Below are 19,895 nucleotides of genomic sequence, written 5' to 3'. Positions count from 1 at the left end.
TTAGCAAACTCATTAAACGATATTTATTTTTTCTCTGGATTGTAGACATTTTCTTTTACAATCTCTGCAATAAAAATTTTTCAACAATATTTCTTCACAATGAGATACCTTTGTTCTAAAACCAAATATTTAACTATACACCGGTTCATTTGCCGCCAGGCCGAGAGATTTTTCTGTTGAAGCATGTACTTTTTGGAAGAGCTCTGGGTTCTCTGTTAATGACATTCCGTAAGAAGGAATCATCTCTTTTATTTTGGGTTCCCATTCATGCATACGTTGTGGGAAGCATTTCCCTAATACCTCGAGCATAACGTGAACGGCAGTGGAAGCACCGGGAGAAGCTCCGAGCAATGCAGCTACCGAACCGTCCGAGCTGCTTACCACTTCCGTACCAAATTGAAGTGTTCCTTTACCTCCGGCATCAGTATCCTTGATAACTTGCACACGCTGTCCTGCTACAACTATATCCCAATCCTCGCTTTTGGCGCTCGGAATGAATTCGCGTAACTCTTCCATACGCTTTTCATTCGAAAGCATAACTTGCTGGATCAGGTATTTTGTCAATGCCATCTCTTTTACTCCTGCCGCCAGCATGGTTAAGACATTATTCGGTTTGACGGAACCTATCAAATCAAAATACGAACCCGTTTTTAAGAACTTTGGTGAAAAGCCTGCAAACGGTCCAAAAAGCAATGATTTTTTGTTATCGATATATCTGGTATCAAGATGCGGCACAGACATTGGAGGAGCCCCAACCTTTGCTTTACCGTAAACTTTTGCATGATGCTGCTCTATAACTTCCGGATTGTTGCATACCATAAATAGTCCGCTTACCGGAAATCCTCCGATATGTTTTGATTCAGGAATGCCGGTTTTTTGAAGTAAAGTCAGGCTTCCGCCCCCGCCACCGATGAAGACGAATTTGGCGGTATGGTATTCGATTTTGCCGTTGTCAATATCATGCACCTTCAGTTCCCATGAACCATCGCTGGTACGTTTGATATCCTGAACGCTATGCTTGTAGTTTATCTCAACGTTATTACTCTTTAAGTGCTCAAACAACATCCTTGTCAAGGCCCCGAAGTTGACATCTGTTCCTGTGTCGATTTTTGTTGCCGCCATCGGTTCATTTGATGTACGGCCTTCCATTATAAGCGGGACCCATTCTTTGAGTTTTTCAGGATCATCTGAATATTCCATCCCTTGAAACAATGGATTGTTTGACAGCGCTTCAAATCGTTTTTTTAAAAAAGTTACATTATTTTCCCCTTGTACTAAACTCATATGTGGTATCGGCATGATAAAGTCATGTGGATTACGAATTAGATCACTGTTTACAAGATAAGACCAAAACTGCCTTGAAAGCTGAAACTGTTCATTAATTGCTATAGCTTTACTTATATCTATAGATCCGTCAGGTTTTTCGGAGGTATAGTTAAGCTCGCACAGGGCGGCATGGCCCGTTCCGGCATTATTCCATTCGTTAGAGCTTTCTTCTCCTGCCTTTGCGAGTTTTTCAAACACTTTGATTTCCCATTCAGGTGCTAATTCCTTCAGTAAGGATCCCAAAGTCGCACTCATGACTCCGGCACCAATTAAGATAACGTCTGTTTTGTTCTGTAAGTTGCTCATTTTACCCTTCCTTATCCCCTATATTCGCAAAAAAGAGTAGGCGCTGCTGCTTTAGATGTTACCGATAGCAATGTGTGGCCTAGTAGCACACCTTTTTTGTGTGAATAATACCCATATCAAATTCTATTATAATAATTAATCGATTAAAATATCTACTATTATTATCTGATTTTTATAAACTATTTAAAGCTTTAAAAAAGGAATAAATGATTCACATTACCAATGGTTCTCGATGCGATGATAGTTTGGTTAGGAGTTTCCAATGAATCGAACCTCTTATGCTTATTGGTATGCACCATCACATTATAATAGTCGCTGTTCCCGTCTCAATGCGTTGTCGTACTTACACTACAATTCTGTTTGGTGATACCTTCTTTCGCTGCTCCGTAATAAAAATTCCTCCAAGCTACATTTTTGCATATGTAACCGGAATATTTGTGTTTTTCTTTATTATTCCCCCTAAAACTTAATATAAAGCTAGTTTAATAAAATGATTTTCATAAGAGGATATCATTCAAGATGCCGGCATGGAAAAGACTGTCTCATCATCAGTTGATAACCACACCGGGCACACATAAATAAAGGGAGCATCTTAGATGCTCCCTCCAATAAAATTTATGAAAAAGGATATTGTCTAGGATCTTTCTGTACAGATATCCATTTAACAGTTGTAAATTCCTCAAATGCCCATTCACCACAGTAACGGCCCAGCCCTGACGCTTTTTCACCGCCAAAAGGGATATTCGTTTCCACGTTAACTGTTTGATCGTTTACATGGATCATTCCAGTCTTAATCTGTTTGGCGACTTTAATTCCTCGCTCAATCGTACCGGCAAAAACTGCGCCGCTTAACCCAAAAGGAGAATCATTTGCTACCCTTATAGCTTCTTCCTCACTATCAACTGGAATTATACAGGCAACGGGTGCGAAGATTTCATTTTGGGCAATGGTCATATCATTCTTGACATCCACCAAAACGAATGGCTCCATAAGATTTCCTGTCACATTCCCTTCCTTTACAACCCTTGCTCCCTCTGCCTTACTTTTCTCAATAATGCTTAACGCGCGTTCTACCTGTTTTCTATTAATCATAGGTCCTATAATTGTTTCGCTATTCTGTGGGTCACCTACTTTAACCTGAGCCGTCTTCTCCAGGAATTTTTGAACGAAAGGCTCGTATAAATTCCGATCGATGATTATCCGGTTGATTGCTATACAAATTTGGCCCGAATGCATATATTTTCCAAAGGTTGCGGCTGAAACTGCCTGATCTAAATCGGCGTCATCCAAAACGATAAATGCATTGTTTCCTCCAAGTTCCAGTGCAGGTTTTTTTACATGTTTTACTGCCAAAGAGCCAACATGTCGCCCAGCAGCCGTTGAACCAGTAAAAGAAATCACGCTTGGAACAGGATGTTCCACGAAATAATCGCCAATTTCCTCCAGATCGGCAACTGTAACATGAATTAATCCATTAGGAAGCCCCGCTTCTTCAAAGATTTTAGCAATGATTAATCCACCTGAAATAGGTGTTTGGAAATCAGGCTTTATAACAATGGCATTACCAGTTGCAATGGCTGGCGCCACAACACGCATCGTCAAATGAAAAGGCCAATTCCATGGGGTGATAGCCCCGACAACTCCCACAGGCTCCCGATAAATCCTGTTCTCTTTTCCCGGTATCCCTGACGGACGAATATCTGCACCCATCATCATTGGAAATGTCGAGGCTAACTTTAAGTCGCCAACGACACAATCCACTTCAACAGACGCTTTTAATTGAGAGCTTCCAGTTTCTTCAACAAGAAGCTGGATCAACTCGTCTTTTCTGTCTTGTACAATCTGAGCCGCTTTTTCTAGGATGGCAATCCTTTCATATGGATTTGAATTAGACCAGCTTTTTTGAGCTTCTTCTGCCGCCTGGTAGGCTTCGTGAATATCTTCTTTATTCGCATACTTCAATTCTGTTAAAACCTCATCATTAAACGGGTTAGTAACCGTGCAATAATTTACACTGGAGCCCTCTCTCCATTTTCCGCCTAGCATTAATTTGTTCCATTCTGTATACTTATTAGTTTTTACAGTCATTTCTATACCTCCTTTAAATTAGCCAATCTTGATTACTGGTTTAATTGTAATCCCTGCTTCTGAGTCTTCACTGGCCTGATTTATTTCTTCCAACGTATAGAATTTTATTAATTTATCAAATGGAAATTGCCCTTGTTGATAGAGTTTTATTAATTTAGGAATATACAACTGTGGTACGCCAGAACCCATTAATACACCAGTGACAGACCTTTCAAATAAGATTGTATTTACATCCAAATTTACTTCAGTGCCCAAAGGAGGGGCACCGATCACTACAGCTTTTCCAAGAGTAGCAAGGCAATCTACGGCTTGGCGAAGTACTTCTGGTCGGCTAGTTGTTTCAATGGAATATTCAACACCTTCACCGGTAATTCTTTGAATTTCATCAAGAGTATTGGTTTCTTTTGGGTTTATTGTATGAGTAGCGCCAAGTCCCTTGGCAAGTTCTAAGCGGTTATTTTGGAGGTCTACAGCAATGATTGTTGTACAACTTGCTACTTTGGCAGCCATTAGAGCACTTAAGCCTACGGAACCACAGCCAAAAATGACGATGCTAGAGCCAGCCTTAGGTTGCAGCTTATTTAAAACTGCCCCACTGCCTGTTTGAATCCCACACCCAAGGGGTCCTAATAATTCTAGAGGTACATCCTTATCAACCTTTACCACATTTCTTTCAGAAACTACGGAATAACACGCAAAACTAGACTGACCAAAGAAATTGGACAATTCCTCTCCATCTTTATATAATCTACTAGTTCCGTCCTCCATCTTTCCTGTGAAATTAAGAGTGAAAAACTGAGTGCAACCATAAGGATTACCACTTCGGCAATTGTTGCATTCTCCGCATGAACTATAGGATAAGACCACATGGTCACCTGGCTGTACTGAATGGACTCCTTGTCCCACCTTTTCAACAATTCCAGACCCTTCGTGGCCTAACACCGCAGGAAGGGGCACTGGATAGTATTGGTCCCTAACAATCAAATCAGTATGGCATATTCCTGATGCTGTAATCCTTACAAGAACTTCGCCCGCTTTTGGATCTTCAATTGTTATTTCCTCGATTTTAAAGGGTTCTCCTTTACCATGTGTGATTGCTGCTGACGTTTTTATCATAATTAATTAAGTCACCTACCTTCTTTATTTTGAAAGCGTTTACAACTATATTTTATCTATTTTCTTTCAACAAAAATTTTAAAATCTTACAATCTGATTTTTAAATTTTTATTATTCAGTTTTGGTAATAATGATGGCACAAAGTTGTTGGTTTTTAAGTTAAATACCTACCCATCTATTAAACAAATTTGCTTCAATATCAAACTGATCCAAAGCTTTTTGAACGCTTTGATCAATGATTTCATTAACCGTTTTGGGAAGATGATAAAAAGATGGGACAGGCGGGAGGATGATCCCGCCAAATTGTGTAACACTTGTCATATGATTGAGATGGCCCAGATGAAGAGGAGTCTCCCTGACCATTAATACTAATTTTCTACGTTCTTTTAGACACACATCTGCCGCTCTTGTAAGTAAATCAACATTATAGCTATTTGCGATACCCGAAAGCGTCTTGATTGAACATGGCGCAATAACCATGCCATCCACTTTAAACGAACCGCTGGATACAGCAGATCCAAGATTTTTATTATCATAGACTTTTGAAGCAAGCTTGACTACATCGTTTATGTCATAGTCTGTTTCATATTCAATGGTAGTTCTTGCTGTGTCACTTAGGATAAGATGGCTTTCTGCACCTGCAGCCTTTAATGCTTCTAGTATCCGTATCCCGTAGATTGCACCGCTTGCCCCGGAAATTCCTACTACAATTTTTTTCATACATTTCCCCCTTCTAGCAGTGAACTACCGTTTATTTTCCATGTGCTGGTCCAGTAATCCTGAAGAATTCTTATTTATAAAGTCATGAATGTTCAATTCTTCATAGCCAGGTATATGAATTCGTTTATACCTCATTGGTTCACTTTTTATTGGAACCGTACAATCAAATCCCATTTTTGAACCAAATCCATTGTCAGTGGAGGGGTCCAATTTTGATCCCTGTGTACCGTTAATCACTACTAAATCTGTTTCTGCCTGGAAGCGTGTGGCTATCGCCCATTCGACTTCTTCCATATTAAAGATATCTACTTCTTCATCGACTACGACCACATGCTTTATATCAAAGCTGTTTGCCAAAGCAGCAATTATCGCATTTTTACCCTCCCCTTCATTCCGCTTCTTGATCGAAATGATGGCATGATACCTGCACGTTCCTCCCAGGCTCATATGCACTGCCTTAATTGAAGGAACTGTTTGACGCACGGTTTGGATAAGGCTTGCCTCCCTTGGGATACCGCCTAAAAGTAAGTGTTCATATCCAGCAGGAACAATTGTGTAAAAAATGGGATGATTCCTGTGTGTAATGCCGGTTATCTGAACGGCTTCCTTGTCATCCCGCGGACCATAATATTTTGGGAATTCTCCAAAGGGCCCTTCAGGTTCTCGAATTTCAGGGAGAATTTTTCCTTCCAGCACAATCTCTGCATAGGCTGGGACATCGATATCTACTGTTTCACATCTGACCACTTCAAGCGGTTCTTTTAGGAGTGCACTCGCAATCTCAAGCTCATCAACACCAAATGGAGTACTGGCTTGAGATGCAAGAAGTGTTACTGGATCGACCCCGATTGCAATGGCACATTCCAGCGGTCTCCCTGCTTCTTCAGCTTGCTTGAATAAATGATAAGTATGTCGCGGCAACAGCAGTACACCGAGTCTGTCTTTTCCGGATACCTGCAGGCGGTGTATCGACACATTTTGTTTCCTCGTTAGTGGATCACGGACGATAAAAAGTCCTGCTGTAATGTACTTGCCTGAATCCTTTTCATGGTGTACCGGAATGGGAAACGAATTTAAATCAATATCATCCAGGATAATATTTTCCTTAACGGGAGCCTCCTCTTTTTTCACTAGACGGCATTCCGCAGGGGAAGAGACAGCCGCGGAAAATTGTGAAAGTAATTCGTACTGGTCGGTTTCAAGTGCTTCAGCAAATTGTTCACGGGTTGAACAAATACCAGATACCACAGAAATGTCATAATCTTCAACCTTTGTAAAATAAGTTGCCTTTATACCATCCAGTTTCTTCGTTAATGCAGCAACTTCAAACTGCAGACTGACTTCTTTATCAATTACTGCCAATCTATCGGTTTTTTGAAGGTACTCAAGCCATGTTCGAAGGGACTTCGCTCTCATTATGTGACCTCCTAATTTTTGACCAGCCTGCCGAAGATATCTTTTAACCGTCTATCGAATAATTTCGTTAAGCGCTCACGGCCGCGCACTTCCAGTGGTGTTGGAACCTCTCGGCCATCAACGATCACTTGCTGGTCATAACGGATAAGGATAAACGGCAGATATTCGTCAAAAATGGCACGGATCCTTTCCGCATGCTGTGGATTTCTTGACAAAAGCTTTAGCATGCGAAGGCCGAATCCAACATGCCTTCCCTCATCCTCTTTAATCCTAGCAAATCCCTCTGCAAGCCCTGGGAACAAACCTTTGCTGCCGTAAACGGCTTCAAAGACTTCATATCCGGACATAGCCTGGACACCTTCAATGATCCCCTGATAATGGGTCAATCCTTCGACAAGGGCTGCCTCCCGCTCTTCTAGCCCAGCCTCCAAAGCATCAAGCATCTGTCTCGCTCGATCGTCCAGCTTTTGCTGCACCAGGTTTTTTACACCTGATATTCGTTCACGGCCCAACACCTCGCTAAAATAGCGCATAAAAAACTCCGTATGCTTAAATTCCTCCAGTAATTGAGTGCTAAGGAATGCCTGTTCTTCAGTGGTGGAGCCCAGCATAATCCAGGGACAGAATTTTAATGCGACATTTTCCTCGGCATCCAAAAATCCTGTGCAAAAATGAATCAGATAGTCTTTCAAGTCCTGATCAAGCGACTCAAAATCCATTTTATCCTGTGTTAAGTCAATAGCTGCAGGATCCCAAGTTCCAAATTTGATTGCCTTACGGTATAAATTCCATGCTACCTCACTTGTACTTTTATCAAGACCAGGAATCAATTCTTCACTCATAGCCGTGCCTCCCCCTTAATTAATAAATTCGTTGTAGTAGTTCTAACACTTCTATTTCAGTCGGTTGTCTCGGATTAAATTTCATCATCCCACTTTTGAAGGAATCCCTTGCAATTTGACATAGCTTGTCCTCTGTTACATTTGCATCCCTTAGCCGGGTTGGGAGCCCAATATCTTTAACCAGATTCCCCACCGCATTTGCTGCCTCTGCTGCCAGCTGATCTTCATTGCTTTCCTTAACTCCAAGCAGTTGTGCGATTTTTGCTGCTTTATCCGGCCGTGACGAGGAGTTGAATTCCACCACGCGGGGTAGCAATAATCCAATGGCAACTCCATGCGGAACGTGGCAATGACCTGAAAGGGCACTTCCGATAGCATGGGCTAGGCCAAGGAATCTATTATTAAAAGCCATTCCTGCTAGCAGGCTTCCTTGCGACATCCCAGTCCTTGCTTCTATATCCTGGCCATGATCTACCGACCTGCGCAGATGGACGCCAACCAGTTTTATCGCCTCCAGAGCCAGTGCTGCAGAAGCAGGGCAGGACTTGATAGAGAAGAAAGATTCTATACCGTGCGCGAGCGCATCTATGCCGGAGGCTGCTGTCATGGTTTTTGGCAAGTTAATCGTAAGCTCGGGGTCAACAAGTGCCATGGTTGGAGCCATATGCTGGCTAGTGACTGTGACCTTGACATTTTTGACCCAGTCAGAATAAACGCCAAAAATGGTTACTTCACTGCCTGTACCTGAAGTTGTAGGTACAGCAACCAGTGGTACCAAGGGAGCTGTTGTAACTTTATCGACACCTGCAAAGTCCCCGATACTCCCGCCATTGCTCGATATTACGCGGATTCCTTTCGCCGTATCAATCGCGCTCCCTCCTCCAACTGCCACAATGCAATCATAGGCACCGGATGTAAAAACTGCTGCTCCCTTATCAATTATTTCAAGCCCTGGATCCGGTACCACCTCTAAATAGGTTGTATATTGAATATTTGCGGTGTCTAGCGATTGTTGTAATTTACGCAAAAGTCCTGCAGCTTCTACTCCTTTATCACTAACCAAAAAAACATTCTTAACGCCTAAATTCAGAAGCTTCGCCCCAAGTAACCCTGCCTTGCCCAATCCAAATTCAATTAGAGTGGGCAAATGAAATGAAAAATCAGATTCGACTGCCTTATAAATTCGGCTAATGCTCATTGAGTGGCCTCCTTTGTTAATCCGTTTCTATGTGAACGTGTTTTGTTTCGCAATACTCCATCAATCCGTCTATTCCTCTCGTTCTTCCTAAACCGCTTTGCTTGTAGCCCCCAAATTCGGCTTCAGGAAAATTCTTGTTATACGTATTGATCCAGACGGTACCCGCTTTTATGCCTCTTGTCATTTTCATAGCCCGGTTTAAGTTATTGGTCCAGATACCTGCAGATAAACCAAAGTCGCTGTCATTTGCAATTTCAAGTGCTTCTTGTTCATTTGAAAAAGTCTGGACTGCAAGAACTGGTCCGAATATCTCTTCTTTTACAACCCTGCAGCTTGCTGGAAGCTCATCGATAATAGTTGGACTGAAGTAATGCCCATTATCATATTGTCCGCCTGTTATCTGGCGGCCCCCTGTAATGATCCTGCCTTCCTGTCTGCCGATTTCACAGAAGTTCTGAACGATTTCGACCTGGCTCTTTGATACAAGAGGTCCCATATCGGCACTTTCCAATAAACCATTTTCAACACGCAGCCCTTCGGCAAATTGTTTTAAACGGGCTACTACCTCATCTTTTATTGACTCATGGATCAGTACTCTTGAACCTGCCATGCAAATTTGTCCTGCTGAAATAAAAATAGATTTGCCTATGACCGGGATAGCTTTATCCAAGTTGGCATCAGGAAACACAACATTTGGAGATTTGCCACCCAGCTCTAAAGCGAGCTTTTTGATATTGCTTGCTCCCATTTCCATAATGGCTTTACCAGTAGAGGTATCTCCAGTGAAACTGATCATATCGATTTTGTCGCTCTTCGCCATTGCAGCTCCAATCAAGCTTCCTGGTCCTGTGATGATACTTACAATTCCTTTAGGAAAATCTGTAACCTCATCAATCAGTTTAAAAATCTCTACTGAGATTGATGGGGTCAAACTGGCAGGTTTTACAATTACACCATTACCAGCCGCAAGAGCCGGAGCAAGTTCTCGTATCATTAGCAATGCCGGCCAGTTCCAAGGGGAAATAATTCCTACCACGCCAATCGGTTCTTTTACAATGACACCGAAATTATTTGGCTCTAGTTGAATGGAACGCCCACAAACTGTACGGGCAGCACCTGCAAAATATTTAAGGGTATCTATACAGCCTGAAATCTCGATTCGTGATTCACGAATGGTTTTTCCTTGTTCCATTGTCAGGATTCGGGCCAAGTGTTCCATTTTTTCTGTCATTTTTCTTGCCAACCCAAGAAGCGCTTCATAACGGCGCTTTGGATTTACAGCCCAATCACTCCGCTGATAACTGTGATGCACAGAATGGATGGTTTCCTTTACATCGTTCAAATCTGATTTCTGGGAATAACTAACCAGTTCCCCCGTTGCAGGATTAAAAGATTCCATTCTTTCTTTTGATACAGATTCAACCCATTCTCCACCAACATAGTTGTAATAAACGGGTGTTTTTTTATCTATCGCCGTTGTCATATCTCTCCTCCTAATCGCTAATTATACAGATGGAAAAACTGAAATTTTGCTGTTCCAATATATGAAATTTATTTCAGATTCCCTTTGGTTTCCGGAATGATTAAGCTTCCAATAATATAAACCAAATAAATTCCGATAAAGAATATCATGAGGGTATGTGGAATATTTTGTACGGTACCGCTGGCTAATGTGACAAAGGTAGGCATCATACCGCCAACGGCAAATCCTATGTTCCATGAAAGTCCAGTTCCAGTGGAACGAATGGAAGTTGGAAAGCGTTCATTCAAGAATATCAACACAGGAGCATAAGCAGCATTCCCCAGGAATACTACGCAGAGCGTGTAAAAATAAATCGATGACGTAGTTGTTGCATCGGCCAGTAAAAGATAAAAGAATGGAAGTCCTATGATATTTAATAGGCCGATTCCAAGAAAAGTCTTTTTTCGCCCGAACATTTCACTTAAATGTCCAACTATCAGCGCGGAAATAATCGTTATTATGCTGGAAGCGATCAGGATACCAGATTTAGTTGCCGGGGATACGCCATTTATGACATCTAAAAATGTGGGAATAAATCCAGCAGTGAGATAATAACCAGATCCTCCACCTATAACGATCATCAGATTTACCAATAGGACACGTAAATATATAGTGAATAAGGTTTTAATGGGTTTTTGCTCAATTGTTTCAAGATGCGCTTTTTCTTTCTTCGCTTTTTGAAGTTCCTTCCATAAAGGAGATTCATCCAGGGTCCGGAAGACAAATAGACCTGCGATCGAGCCAATTATGCCAGTGAAGAACATCACTCTCCATCCCCATTCACTAAATGCCTCACCTGGAAATAAAGCCGAAATGATTGTGAATGAAATAGAGGCAAACAAGGCTCCTAGTCCTGCACCTCCACCACCTATAAGCCCTGACATAAGCCCTCTCATCCTAGGTGGTGCGGACTCAGTTCCGATTGTGTGTGTAGAGGCTACAACACCTCCTACAAATACCCCTTGAACAAGACGCAGGAGTAAAAAGATCATCGTTGCAAAGATTCCTATTTGCGGAACCGTCGGCAATACTCCAAATGCAGCGGTACTTATACCTACTCCAACTATGGCAACGGTCATAGCTTTCTTTCTCCCGTTTTTATCAGCGTAGGAACCAAAGATCGCTGAACCGAGGGGCCTCATAAGCAGCGTTACAGCGAATGAAGCATATACGGCAGCCAGGGAGAGTGTGGGATTGCTGCTAGGAAAAAATAATGCTCCAATCGTAGGTGTAACATACAAGAGAATAAAAAGATCATATAGATCAAACGACCATCCCAATAATGACGCCATAGTGGCCGATGCCAATTGCCGGTTATTTCCTTTCTGTTCAGGAAGATTTGGAATAATTTCAGGTTGTGCCGAATTTGCCATACGTCTTTCCTCCTAATTTAATAAATATGGAAAACCTTTTATTTTCAGAATATTCAGTCTTTTAAAGTTACAGGAGGTTTATCCGTTCGATATAATCCCCACAGTTATTCTGTGAGGATTATCGTCATATTAGTTGTTATTTCCCAATAAAATTAGGTTTGCGCTTTTCTGCGAATGCATCCACACCCTCTTTAAAATCATGGGTGCCCCTAAGCATTCCATATGCCCTTCCTTCTAGTTCCAAACCGGCACTTAATGGGCTTTCTTCCGCTGCATTTAATACTTCCTTACAAACTCGCTGGGCTAAGGGTGAAAACCTGGTCAATTCTTGCGCCAAACTCAGAACCTCCGACTCCAATTCTTCCTTCGGCACAACCTTGGTCAGCAATCCCCATTGATATCCTTCATCCGCAGGAATCCTCCTGGCCCTCATGATCATATCTTTGGCCCTAGTCAGCCCCACCGCTCTGGCTACACGCTGAGTACCTCCGCTTCCAGGAATCATGCCCAAATTCATTTCCGGAAGGCCCAACAGCGTATCATCTGCAGCAATCCTGAAATCACATGCCATTGCGATTTCAAACCCCACTCCGAAAGTATAACCCTGAAGCTGTGCAATGACAGGCTTTGGTGACCTTTCTGGAGCTGCAACATTGATTCTTAAACGGGAAAGCTCCTCTGGATGTGTTTCCATAAATTGCGGGATGCTGCCACCGGCGCTAAACGCTTTATCTCCTTCTCCTTTAATAATGATAACCCTTACATTTTCATCCTTATTTAATCCATCAAAAATCTCCGAGAACTGGCTGCGGGCCGTCATGCTGATATAATTCATTTTTTCCGGACGGTCAAATACAATGGTCGCAATTTGTTTTTCACTGTCTTTTTCCACTCTGATATGATCGTATTTTGTTGCTGTTTCCATTAGTAAATTCCCCTTTCAATTATCCTACGATTTTATTTTCATTAAAATATAACTCAAATTCTCGTTCTCTTATTTTTCGGCGAAGGATTTTTCCAACCGGACTTTTTGGAATCCGTTTTAAAAATACATAATTTCGCGGACGTTTAAAATTGGACAACTTTGGATCGCTTTTACAATATTCATCAAGTTCTTGGACAGTGATGCTGGGGTCAGCAGGTACGATAAATGCAGAGACAATTTGTCCCCAACGGTCATCATCCTCACCTACAACAGCGACCTCTGAGACTTTAGGATGCTTGGAAAGAACATCCTCGACTTCAAGGGGATGAATATTTTCTCCTCCTGAAATAATCATGTCATCCACTCTTCCGACGACATATAGATCTCCCTCTTCATCCAGAATTCCTAAGTCCCCGGTAAAGTACCAGCCTTCTCGGATAGCTTTCTTGGTTGCCTCTGGCTTATTCCAGTAACCCTTAAATGCTTCGTTCGATTCGAGATTTATGATTATTTCCCCTACCTCCCCCTTTCCGATTATATCCTGCGGCAGAGAATTCCCGTCGGCATCGGCTTTCACAAGGCGGACGTTTTGGTTTAAGCCTGGTTTGCCGGCGCATCCTGGTTTTTTCTGCACATATGGACATATTGTGAATGTGTAAATTTCAGTGCTGCCATAATGATTTACAAATACTTTCGGGTTTAACAAGGCCACACATTTCTCAGTAAGCGCGGTAGTCATCGAGGCGCCTGCATATCCGATTTTTTCAAGTTTATCTAACCGATAGCTTGGAAAATCTTTGTGGGTTAAAATATCATGAAAAAGTGTGGGTACTAAATATAGAGATGTGATTTCTTCAGTACTCAATAAATCCAGTGCATCTTTGGCATCAAAGTCCGGTAAAACTACATATTTTCCATTCAAGAAAGATATAGAAAGTAAAGAACGCATACCCATCGTATGATATAAGGGCATGGTACCTAACGTACTTTCGCCGTCTGTATATTGATTTTGGATGATGTGGGCAATGGCTGCCGAATATTCATTTTTATGACTTCTTGGTACGCCCTTTGGCATCCCGGTGGTTCCGGATGTATAAAGCATCAATGCGATATCATCTTCATGAATCACAGGTTTATTAAAGCTGCCCGGACTTCTATTCACAAGTTCTTCGTAGTGAATATCCGCACCATCGACATCTCCTAAGCCGATTAGAATTGGGTATTCTTCAAAAGCTGCATTCAGGACAGCATCCTGGCTGGAGCATTCATAAACAACCGCTTTCGATTCTGCATCGTTAACACAATACTCTACTTCTTTAGCAGATAGCCTATGATTGATAGGAGTATAAACTGCCCCAAGCTTTTGGATCGCCCAGTAGAGAATAATGTTTTCCAGGCGGTTCTTCAGGACAATGATTACTCTGTCGTGCTGATTGATGCCCATTTGCTGAAGGGATGCCGCAACCTTATTGATTTCTTTATTCAATTGGTTATACGTATATCTTTTTGTGCCTTCCACTATCGCTAAGCGGTGTGGATATCGTTCCACAGCAAACTCAAACATGGTTGATAGGTTCATATATTCAACTCCCCTCTAACCGATCTTCTGTTTATTATCTTCAATGGTTTTTGCAATAGCTTTTAAAATACCGTCATAACCTGTACACCTGCACAGGTGGCCAGATAGCATTTCTTTCAATTCTTTGGTGGATGGATCTGGATTTTTGGTCAAGTAGTCAGTGGTTGACATTAAAATTCCCGGAGTACAAAAACCACATTGTAATCCGTGGCATTCCTTGAAGTTTTGCTGAAGCAGATTCAGTTCCCCGTTATCACTAAGGCCTTCAACGGTCTGGATTTCAAGTCCTTCTGCTTGCACAGCAAACATTAGACAGCTGCGGACAGCCGTTCCATTGACAATGACGGTACATGAACCGCATACACCATGCTCGCAGCCTATATGCGTTCCTGTAAGACCACATTTTTCACGGATGAAATCACTCAATAGCATTCTTGATTCCACTTCTTCCACGAACGGTGTACCATTTATCGTAACCCTTACCTGATGCAGTCCCAATCTGTTCACCCCCTTGCCCTTGTGTAAGCTGATTGTAAGGTTCGTTTTGTCAATACCGTGGCCAGATGTCGCCGGTAATCTGCTGAAGCATGCAGGTCAGACTCTGGGTCAACTGTCGCTGCAACAATTTCAACTACCTTATTCAGCAACGAATCTGACAGCTTTTCTCCGGTCATGATTTGGTTTGCTTCCTCCACCAATAGAGGGACTGCTTCCACTCCGCCAAGAGCAAGTCTTACGTTGGATATTCTACCGTATTCATCCAGCGCTAGCTGACAGGCAGAGGCAACCAAAGCGAAGTCGCCGTGTCTGCGTGATATTTCTTGAAAAGAATATCCGGTCCTGCTCTCCCAAATTGGTATATGGACTTCCGTGAGCATTTCATTGGGCATGATATCTGTGGTCAAGTAGGTTACGAAAAAATCCTCTACTGCAACCTCTCTTGTCTCTTCCTTAGAGGCAATCAGTAATGAGCCTCCAGTAGCAATTAAAGAAAGGGGTATCTCTGCAGTGGGATCGGCATGTACAAGGCTGCCTCCAAAAGTGCCCCTATTTCTTGTTTGGACATGGCCAATTAACGGGACTGCTTCACTTATCAGCCCAATTTTCCCTTTAACAATAGCAGAGGATTCCACACTGCTTTGTCGGGTTAATGCTCCTATCTTCACTTTATCATCATCAAAATCTATGAAATCCAGATCAGTTAAACGGTTGATATCTATAAGACAATCAGGTGCAGACAGTCTCATATTCATGATGGGAACCAGACTTTGTCCTCCCGCAATGATTTTCCCATCAAGCCCTGATTCTTCCAGCAAAGAAAGGGCGGATTCCACTGTTTTGGGACAATGATAATCGAATTTTGCCGGTTTCATGCTCTATCCCCCTTCCTGCTCTACGCATTTGATTCAATTCTTTTTAACTCTTTAGCCAGTTTCTTGAAAAAATCCTGTATGATCAATTTGGCCACGCCACCCAGCATCCGCTGGCCAATCATTGCTACCTTTCCTCCTACGTCAGCCTCGTAAGTATAAGCTAATTCAGTGGTATTCTCGTCTATCGGGCTAAGATCGATAAACCCGGTAGCTTCGACATTTCCTGGGCCGCCTTCACCTTTGACGATCAGTTTGTAATGTTTCGGTTTTTCGATATCGGCAATCTCGATGGTAGATTCATATTTTCCCTTGACAGCTGCAATTCCAATCGAAAGCTCGGCATCATACTTATTCTCAGATTGTAGTTCCAGCTTTTTGCAGCCCATGATACATCTTTCCAGTACACTCGGGTCGAGCAACACTTCCCAGGCCTCTTCGATACCCGCTTCCAATTTTAACGTTCCCTGTCCATTCATTTTCCTGTCACCTCTTTTAAGTATTGGTCACTTTTTGTTCGGAAAGTAATTTCCAAATCTTATCAGGGCTTAAAGGCAAGGTATCAATCGTAACCCCATAAGGTTTTAACGCGTCACTTACTGCATTGGCAATGGCTGCGGGAGCACTCATGGTATTTCCTTCACCGAGTCCCTTCGCTCCAAGTGGTGTAACCGGTGACGGGGTTTCAATATGTTTAATGGTGATATTCGGAATTTCCGGTGCCGTAGGACAAAGATAATCCATAAAGGAACCTGTCAAAAATTGGCCTTTTTCATCATAGGCCAGTTCTTCGTATAATGCTCCTCCAAGTCCATGCACTAGTCCGCCGAATATTTGTCCATCTACAATCATTGGGTTCAATAATTTACCTGCATCATGGATGGTCACATAGTCAAGAATCGTCACTTCACCGGTGTCCGGATCGATTTCAACAGTCACTAAATCTGCGACGAAACCATATGTGATGGAGGAATTGATCAATTCATTTTCATCTGGTGGCTCAGCTATTTTAGCGGTATAATAATATGTTTCATATATCCCAGGCTGCATTCCTTCAGGAAGGGATAATGGATTCCAATGGGCTGAACCTGCAGCCCTCTTCAGTGTCCATTTCTTAGAAGGATACTTTTTTGATATAATGGACCCATTCTCTAGTATGAGGTCTTCTTCGGGTACTTTGAGGTGGTGTGCCCCAATTTGCAATATTTTCTTCCTAACCTTTTGGGCTGCTAGATAAACGGCGCTCGACCCCAATGACGCAAACCTGCTGGAATAACTGCCGGATGCAATGGACCATGGACTGGTCGAAGTATCAAGTTCAGCCACTACATTGATTTGATCAGCCGGAATCTGAAGTACATCCGCTACTATCTGGGCTGCAACTGTTTCATGACCCTGCCCTGTAGGCGCAGTACTGATTCTCACATTGACGCAACCCATGGGATCCATCGAAACGGTTGCTGCTTCTGTGCAACCGGATTTCGGTAACGACCCCGCCCTTTCCTCAGGGGTTAGAGCAATAGTGATATAGCCCATATTCGATCCAGAAGGTTCAACGATACATGCCAGTCCGACTCCAAAAATCTTGCCCTTGCTTCTGGCTTCGGCCTGCTTTAACCTGAATTCCTTATACTGTCCTGTATCAAGTGCAAGTTGGAAGGCCTTCTCGTAATTCCCGCTGTCGTAAATTCCCCCGGATGCAGTTTTATATGGGAATTGATCGGATTTTATCAGATTCTTTTCAATGACCTCTGCCGGATCTAAACCCAGTTTGAATGCCACCATCTGCATGATGCGTTCCAATGGAAAGTACAGCTCCTGTCCACCGTATCCTCTAATCAGGCCCGTAGGTAATTTATTTGTCATCACAACGTATCCGTCAATCTGCAGGTTCGGAACATCATAGGCTCCTGTCGTATTTGCATGTGTCCTGTAAAGGCAGGCAGGTTCAGGGGCACGGATATATGCACCAACATTATCTATCATTTTCATTTTAAGCCCGAGAACTTTTCCGTCCTGCCTTACAGCAGCTTCAATGTAAGTGACCCTGTCTGTACCACTGGAGCTTGCAGCCAGATGCTCCTGCCTGTCCTCTATCCATTTCACAGGGCAGCCAAGTATCCGGCTTGCTACGGCCAGCAGAACCATATATGGAAAAGTACCTGCCTTTATTCCATAGCTGCCTCCAATATCCTTCGGAACAATGATCCTGAGTTTGTTGCTCGGAATTTTTAAAGCTCCCGCCATAACTGATTGAATGATAAATGGACCATGAAAGTTTGCATGAATAGTATATTTATCCGTACTATTCTCGTATTGCGCAATGATTCCATAGGTTTCGACAGGTGTAGCTGAGTATTTCGGAAAATGAAACTTATGCTTAATGATTTGGTCCGCCTCAGCGAACGCCTTTGTTACCTCTCCATAATGAAAGGAACGATGGTTGGCGATATTTGAACCTACATTTTCATGGAGAATAGGTGCATCCTCTTGCATCGCCTTTTCTATATCCACGATTGGCGATAACATTTCGTACTTGACCTTGACAAGCTCCGCCGCATCTTCAGCAATATACCGATCCTTTGCAATCACTACAGCAACGGGTTCTCCAACATATCGGACTTTATCAATAGCAATCGGATAATACTTGACCGGAGCACTGACACCAACACTGAAAGGATTTAGAAAGGGCTGTATATCTTTGCCGGTTATAACTCCTTTTACACCCGGGACCAATAAAGCTTCCGAAACATTAATAGACTTTATAATGGCATGCGGATATGTGCTGCGAACAATGGCAGCATGTGCGGTATTTCGCGGAGTTCCAACATCGTCAATATACTGTCCTTGTCCGGTGAGCAACCTTGCATCTTCTACACGAGTTACCGAGCTACCAATAGTATTTTTCATCCTTTAGTAGACCTCCTCCCGAAGCAATTGTTGAAAATCTGATTTTCTATCAATATTAGGAGTCATATCCTTTTCCATATAGGATTCTGGACTCGCCTTGTGATGCGGGAATATTAATTCCCCTTTTACCTCGCTAAGCCTGGATCCGGTTCCTCCTCGATAAGTAACCATGATTTCTGCGAGAATACTTAACGCGATTTCTTCAGGTGTTTTGGAACCCAGATCCAAGCCAACAGGACTATGAATAGTAGAAAGTTTTGGATGATCACTATCAATATCACTACTATTGATTAATTCTTCTGTCCTTTTTCTTGGGCCCAAAACCCCCAAATATGCCGGATCCGTTCTCAGCAAGTACTCTAAAATAATTTGATCTTGCATAAAATTATGTGTCATTAAAATGACATATGAATTTTGGTTGATGGTGATTTCAGGTACGTTGCCAGCAGGATAGACTATGATTTCATCAGCATCAGGGAAATTTTGCTTTGAAGCCAAGGCTGTTCTATAATCCAGTACGGTTATAGGCCAATTTAACGTTTTCGCCATACGTACTAATGGAATGGCATCTGGGCCGGCACCAAAGATAATCAGATTAGGAGGAGGGGTAGTAAACTCGTAAAAGATTGATAGATTTAAATTCCCCCCAATATAGGACAGACCATTCTTTTTTGTATGCCGGTTAACCATATAATCTTGCAGGATTTCATTGTTGGGAATCTTAGGGTATTCTTTTGAAGCAGGGTCGACGAGCCACGTCTTTCCCAATATGGAAGTGTCATTACTATCGACTATAGTGATTCTATGCAAGGGTTTTGTAAGCATCGAAGAAAAAAAGGCATCAATCATGGCTGTATTTTCGGGATTTTGTCCTGGCCGATAAGGCTCCAGGAAAATATTCATTTTACCATTGCATCCTAGACCCAATCCCCATACAATATCTCCATCATCTTTAAAATCATAATGTACAATCCTTGGAAGGCCTGTTGCAATGATTTCATGCACGTACTCTTTCAAATCGCCTTCTACACAGCCGCCGCTAACTAAACCTGTTAAATGCCCATCCTCACTTATAAAGCATTTGGCACCTGCTTTTTGATATGTTGAACCTTCCGTTGAAATGATTGTTCCGATGACGCCTCTATAGCCTTTACATTTACATCTCTGCAATTCTTGATTAATGGCGATCATAGTATCACCTCCA

Annotated in this window: 16 protein-coding genes; all 16 read right to left on the bottom strand. The window is 42.4% G+C overall.

Annotated elements, in window-relative coordinates; genetic code table 11:
* Positions 1–129: 129 nt before the first annotated feature.
* Positions 130–1,632: a malate:quinone oxidoreductase gene (locus V1500_RS11155; RefSeq protein WP_409305613.1), complete on the bottom strand. Its 1,503-nt coding sequence runs from the start codon at positions 1,630–1,632 to the stop codon at positions 130–132.
* A gap of 615 nt (positions 1,633–2,247) precedes the next feature.
* Positions 2,248–3,720: an aldehyde dehydrogenase family protein gene (locus tag V1500_RS11150; RefSeq protein ID WP_409305612.1), complete on the bottom strand. Its 1,473-nt coding sequence runs from the start codon at positions 3,718–3,720 to the stop codon at positions 2,248–2,250.
* Positions 3,721–3,738: 18 nt separating this feature from the next.
* Positions 3,739–4,833, bottom strand: a complete 1,095-nt coding sequence (locus V1500_RS11145; protein ID WP_409305968.1) for an NAD(P)-dependent alcohol dehydrogenase — start codon at positions 4,831–4,833, stop codon at positions 3,739–3,741.
* A gap of 162 nt (positions 4,834–4,995) precedes the next feature.
* A complete protein-coding gene (locus V1500_RS11140; protein WP_409305611.1) occupies positions 4,996–5,556 on the bottom strand; it encodes a UbiX family flavin prenyltransferase in 561 nt (186 codons plus the stop codon).
* A gap of 24 nt (positions 5,557–5,580) precedes the next feature.
* Entirely contained in the window at positions 5,581–6,972 is a 1,392-nt protein-coding gene (locus tag V1500_RS11135) for a UbiD family decarboxylase (protein WP_409305610.1), read from the bottom strand.
* 11 nt (positions 6,973–6,983) lie between these two features.
* Positions 6,984–7,814 carry a R2-like ligand-binding oxidase gene (locus tag V1500_RS11130; protein ID WP_409305609.1) on the bottom strand — a complete coding sequence of 277 codons (831 nt, stop codon included), beginning with the start codon at positions 7,812–7,814 and terminating at the stop codon, positions 6,984–6,986.
* Positions 7,815–7,833: 19 nt separating this feature from the next.
* On the bottom strand, positions 7,834–9,012 hold the full coding sequence (locus V1500_RS11125; RefSeq protein WP_409305608.1) for an iron-containing alcohol dehydrogenase family protein: 1,179 nt from the start codon (positions 9,010–9,012) through the stop codon (positions 7,834–7,836).
* Positions 9,013–9,028: 16 nt separating this feature from the next.
* Complete coding sequence (locus V1500_RS11120) at positions 9,029–10,495, bottom strand: aldehyde dehydrogenase family protein (protein ID WP_409305607.1); 1,467 nt, start codon at positions 10,493–10,495, stop codon at positions 9,029–9,031.
* A 68-nt stretch (positions 10,496–10,563) separates the two neighbouring features.
* The gene (locus V1500_RS11115; protein ID WP_409305606.1) at positions 10,564–11,907 is read right to left on the bottom strand and encodes an MFS transporter; all 1,344 of its coding nucleotides are present in this window, start codon (positions 11,905–11,907) and stop codon (positions 10,564–10,566) included.
* Between the two features lie 136 nt (positions 11,908–12,043).
* Positions 12,044–12,832 (bottom strand): enoyl-CoA hydratase/isomerase family protein, encoded by a 789-nt coding sequence (locus V1500_RS11110; RefSeq protein WP_409305605.1) that lies wholly within the window; start codon positions 12,830–12,832, stop codon positions 12,044–12,046.
* Positions 12,833–12,851: 19 nt separating this feature from the next.
* Positions 12,852–14,411, bottom strand: coding sequence for an AMP-binding protein (locus V1500_RS11105; RefSeq protein WP_409305604.1), 1,560 nt, complete (start codon positions 14,409–14,411; stop codon positions 12,852–12,854).
* 15 nt (positions 14,412–14,426) lie between these two features.
* Positions 14,427–14,909, bottom strand: a complete 483-nt coding sequence (locus V1500_RS11100; protein WP_409305603.1) for a (2Fe-2S)-binding protein — start codon at positions 14,907–14,909, stop codon at positions 14,427–14,429.
* A gap of 5 nt (positions 14,910–14,914) precedes the next feature.
* Positions 14,915–15,784, bottom strand: coding sequence for an FAD binding domain-containing protein (locus tag V1500_RS11095; RefSeq protein ID WP_409305602.1), 870 nt, complete (start codon positions 15,782–15,784; stop codon positions 14,915–14,917).
* 20 nt (positions 15,785–15,804) lie between these two features.
* Complete coding sequence (locus V1500_RS11090; RefSeq protein WP_409305601.1) at positions 15,805–16,260, bottom strand: SRPBCC family protein; 456 nt, start codon at positions 16,258–16,260, stop codon at positions 15,805–15,807.
* Between the two features lie 16 nt (positions 16,261–16,276).
* A complete protein-coding gene (locus tag V1500_RS11085; protein ID WP_409305600.1) occupies positions 16,277–18,691 on the bottom strand; it encodes a xanthine dehydrogenase family protein molybdopterin-binding subunit in 2,415 nt (804 codons plus the stop codon).
* Between the two features lie 3 nt (positions 18,692–18,694).
* Positions 18,695–19,882: an XdhC family protein gene (locus tag V1500_RS11080; protein ID WP_409305599.1), complete on the bottom strand. Its 1,188-nt coding sequence runs from the start codon at positions 19,880–19,882 to the stop codon at positions 18,695–18,697.
* Positions 19,883–19,895 lie beyond the last annotated feature (13 nt).

Origin of the sequence: Peribacillus sedimenti (genome assembly GCF_046237635.1) — a bacterium.
Lineage (GTDB): Bacteria > Bacillota > Bacilli > Bacillales > DSM-1321 > Peribacillus > Peribacillus sedimenti.
This window is presented reverse-complemented; position numbering and strand designations above follow the sequence as displayed.